Source organism: Polaromonas sp. P1_E3, assembly GCF_056405935.1.
In genome coordinates, this window is record NZ_JBFUBD010000279.1 from 1 (window position 1) to 3,609 (window position 3,609).

The 3,609-nt window shown below is 62.2% G+C and carries 2 protein-coding genes; both read left to right on the plus strand.

All coding sequences use genetic code 11. The annotated features are described in order from the left end of the window. Positions 1-142: 142 nt before the first annotated feature. Positions 143-1,207: a phenylalanine--tRNA ligase subunit alpha gene (gene pheS / locus AC1D0Z_RS17745; RefSeq protein WP_477659520.1), complete on the plus strand. Its 1,065-nt coding sequence runs from the start codon at positions 143-145 to the stop codon at positions 1,205-1,207. A 31-nt stretch (positions 1,208-1,238) separates the two neighbouring features. Further along, on the plus strand, positions 1,239-3,609 hold a 2,371-nt coding region (gene pheT / locus AC1D0Z_RS17750; RefSeq protein ID WP_477659521.1), incomplete at its 3' end, for a phenylalanine--tRNA ligase subunit beta.

The window sequence follows — 3,609 nt, forward strand, 5'->3', positions numbered from 1 at the left end:
ATCAATAGCTGCTTGCGCAAGAAAATAAAGGGCTGGGGCTTGAAAAGGCTCTGGCCCTTTTTCATGGCCCTCCTGCAGTACTCCCGGAGCAAAGGTGCTGCCGAAAGCGCTTCGCTATTTTGTATTTCGAACAAGAGAACGTATGACCCAACCCGATGCCCTCCAAGAACTGGTCAGCAGCGCCCAAGCCAGTTTTGCGCAGGCGAACACGCCCGCTGACCTGGAAAACGCCAAGGCGCAGTTCCTGGGAAAAACCGGCCGCGTGACCGAGTTGATGAAAGGCATGGCAGCGCTCAGCGTCGAAGAGAAGAAGTCGCGTGGCGCCGCTATCAACCTAGCCAAGCAGGCGATTGAAACGGCGTTGACCGAGCGGCGGCAGGCGTTGGCTGACGCCGAACTGCAAAAGCAGCTCAAGGCGGAAGCGCTCGACGTGAGCCTGCCCGGCCGCCAGCGCACGCAGGGGGGCTTGCATCCGGTGTCACTGACGCTGGAGCGCATTGAGGGTATTTTCGGCTCCATGGGTTTCGACGTGGCCCAAGGCCCCGAGATCGAAACCGACTGGTTCAATTTCACTGCGCTCAATACGCCCGAAGACCATCCGGCGCGTTCGATGCACGACACTTTTTATGTCGAAGGCGGCACCGAGGCCGCGCCCAACCTGTTGCGCACCCACACCAGCCCTATGCAGATCCGCTATGCGGTGCAGCACGTCAAAAAGCATCGTGCGCTCATTGATGCTGGCGGCCGCATGCCCGAGATACGCGTCATCGCGCCGGGCCGCACTTACCGCGTGGACAGCGACGCAACCCATTCGCCCATGTTCCACCAGTGCGAAGGCTTGTGGATTGGCGAGAACGTGAGCTTCAAGGACCTCAAGTTCGTCTTCACGGATTTCTGCCGTACCTTCTTCGAAAGCGACGACCTGGTGCTGCGCTTTCGCCCCAGTTTTTTCCCGTTCACGGAACCCAGCGCCGAGATAGATATCCAGTTCCAGACCGGCCCGCTCGCCGGCCGCTGGCTGGAAGTCGCCGGGTCGGGCCAGGTGCACCCGAACGTGGTGCGCAATATGGGACTGGATCCCGAGAAGTACATCGGCTTTGCCTTCGGCATGGGGCCGGACCGCCTGACCATGCTGCGCTATGGCGTCAACGACCTGCGTCTCTTCTTCGACGGCGACATCCGCTTCCTCTCCCAGTTTCAGTCCTGAAATACAAGAACAAGAAAAACAAGGTTAGACCATGCAATTCCCAGAATCCTGGTTGCGCGAACTCTGCAACCCGCCTTTGACGACCCAGCAGCTCGCCGATACCCTCACCATGGCCGGCCTGGAGGTCGAAGAGCTCAAGCCGGTGGCGCCGCCCTTTACCAAAATCGTGGTCGGCGAAATTAAGGAAGCCGTTCAGCACCCGGATGCTGACCGCCTGCGCGTCTGCCAGGTGGATGTGGGGCAGGGCAGCCTGCTCAACATCGTCTGCGGCGCGCCCAATGCCCGCRTGGGCATCAAGGTTCCTTGCGCGCTGGTGGGCGCCGAATTGCCTCCCGGCGAAGACGGCAAGCCTTTTCTGATCAAGGTCGGCAAACTGCGCGGCGTGGAAAGCCAGGGCATGCTGTGCTCCGCGCGCGAACTCAAGCTCTCCGAAGACCACGGCGGCTTGCTCGAACTGGCCGCCGATGCGCCGCTGGGCCAGGACATCCGTGAGCACCTGAAGCTCGACGACACGCTGTTCACACTCAAGCTCACGCCTAACCTGGCGCACTGCCTGAGCGTTTTCGGCGTCGCGCGCGAAGTGGCTGCGCTCACAGGGGCTCCGCTGAAGACGCCGACCATTTCCTCCGTGAAAGCTACCGACAGCACGAAGCTGCCGGTCAAGATCAGCGCCCCCGACCTGTGCGGCCGTTTTTCCGGGCGTGTGGTGCGCAACGTCAATACAAAGGCCGCCACACCGCAATGGATGGTCGATCGCCTGGCCCGCTGCGGCCAGCGCAGCGTGACCGCATTGGTTGACATCTCCAACTACGTGATGTTCGAGCTGGGCCGTCCCTCGCACATCTTTGACCTCGACAAGATCCATGGCGGCCTCGACGTCCGCTGGGGCAAGCCTGGCGAGACGCTCAAGCTGCTCAACGGCAACACCGTGACAGTGGACGAAAAGGTCGGTGTGATTGCCGACAACGCGCAGGTTGAGTCGCTGGCCGGCATCATGGGCGGCGACGCAACCTCAGTGTCTGATGACACAAAACACGTCTACGTTGAGGCCGCGTTCTGGTGGCCGAAGGCCATCGCCGGCCGCTCACGCCGCTATAACTTTTCGACCGATGCGGGCCACCGTTTTGAGCGCGGCGTTGACCCCGGGCAGACTGTGGAGCACATCGAGCGGATCACCCAGCTGATCATCGACATCTGCGGCACGCCGGAAACCGTTTGCGGCCCCATGGACGACCAGCAGGTCAATGTGCCCAAGGCTGCGCCTGTTATCTTGCGCGTCGCGCGCGCCGCCAAGGTGATCGGCATGCCGCTCACGCAGGCGCAGTGCCAGGATGCGCTCCAGCGCCTGGGCTTGCCTGTGACGCAGGGAGAGGGCACGCTGACCGTGATGCCTCCAAGCTACCGCTTCGACTTGCAGATCGAGGAAGATCTCATCGAAGAAGTGGTGCGCATGGTGGGCTACAACCAGCTGCCCGACACGCCGCCGCTGGCGCCCATCACGGCGCGGCTGCCCCTCGAATCCGGGCGCAGCCCTTCTGCTGTACGCCGCGCACTGGCCTCGTTGGGCTACCAGGAAACCATTAACTTCAGTTTTGTGGAAGAGCGCTGGGAGCATGAGCTCGCCGGCAACCCGAATCCCATCAAGCTGCTCAACCCGATTGCCAGCCAGATGAGTGTCATGCGCAGCTCACTTCTGGGCTCGCTGCTGCAGGTACTCAAGTTCAACCTGGACCGCAAGGCCGCCCGCGTGAACGTGTTTGAACTGGGCCGCGTTTTCCTGCGTGACGCAGATGTCCAGAACACCGACACCACGGTGGCGGGCTTTAACCAGCCCATGCGTGTGGCTGGCCTGGCCTATGGCCCGCGGGCGACACTGAACTGGAGCCAGCCTGACAAGGGCGCGGATTTTTTCGACATCAAGGGCGACGTGGAGGCTTTGCTCGCGCCGCTTCAGGCTGTCTTTGCGCCGGCGGCGCACCCCGCCATGCACCCCGGCCGCTGCGCGAGCGTGTCTGTAGGCGGCAAGTCGATCGGCTTTGTAGGGGAGCTGCACCCGCAATGGCGCCAGGGTTACGACCTGGCCCAGGCGCCGCTTCTGTTTGAGCTGGAACTGGATGCCGTGCTGCAACGGCCGGTGCCTGAGTTCAAGCCGGTCAGCAAGCTACAACCTGTAGAGCGTGATATCGCTGTCATCGTGGCAGAGGGTGTCAGCCATGCCGCGCTGATGTCGGCCATCCATGGCGCCAATACGCAAGGTTTGCTCAAGGGGGCAACGCTGTTTGACGTCTATAGGCCGCAGCAAGCAAGCGCGAGCATGCAGCTTGGCGAAAAAAGCCTGGCCGTGCGCTTGGTGCTTTCAAGCGGCGCCGCTACACTGACAGACGAGGAGATTGAGGCGGCCG

What these genes read in the sequence shown, in the direction of transcription:
- pheS (WP_477659520.1), top strand. Translation starts at nt 143, where the DNA reads ATGACCCAACCCGATGCCCTCCAAGAACTGGTCAGCAGCGCCCAAGCC.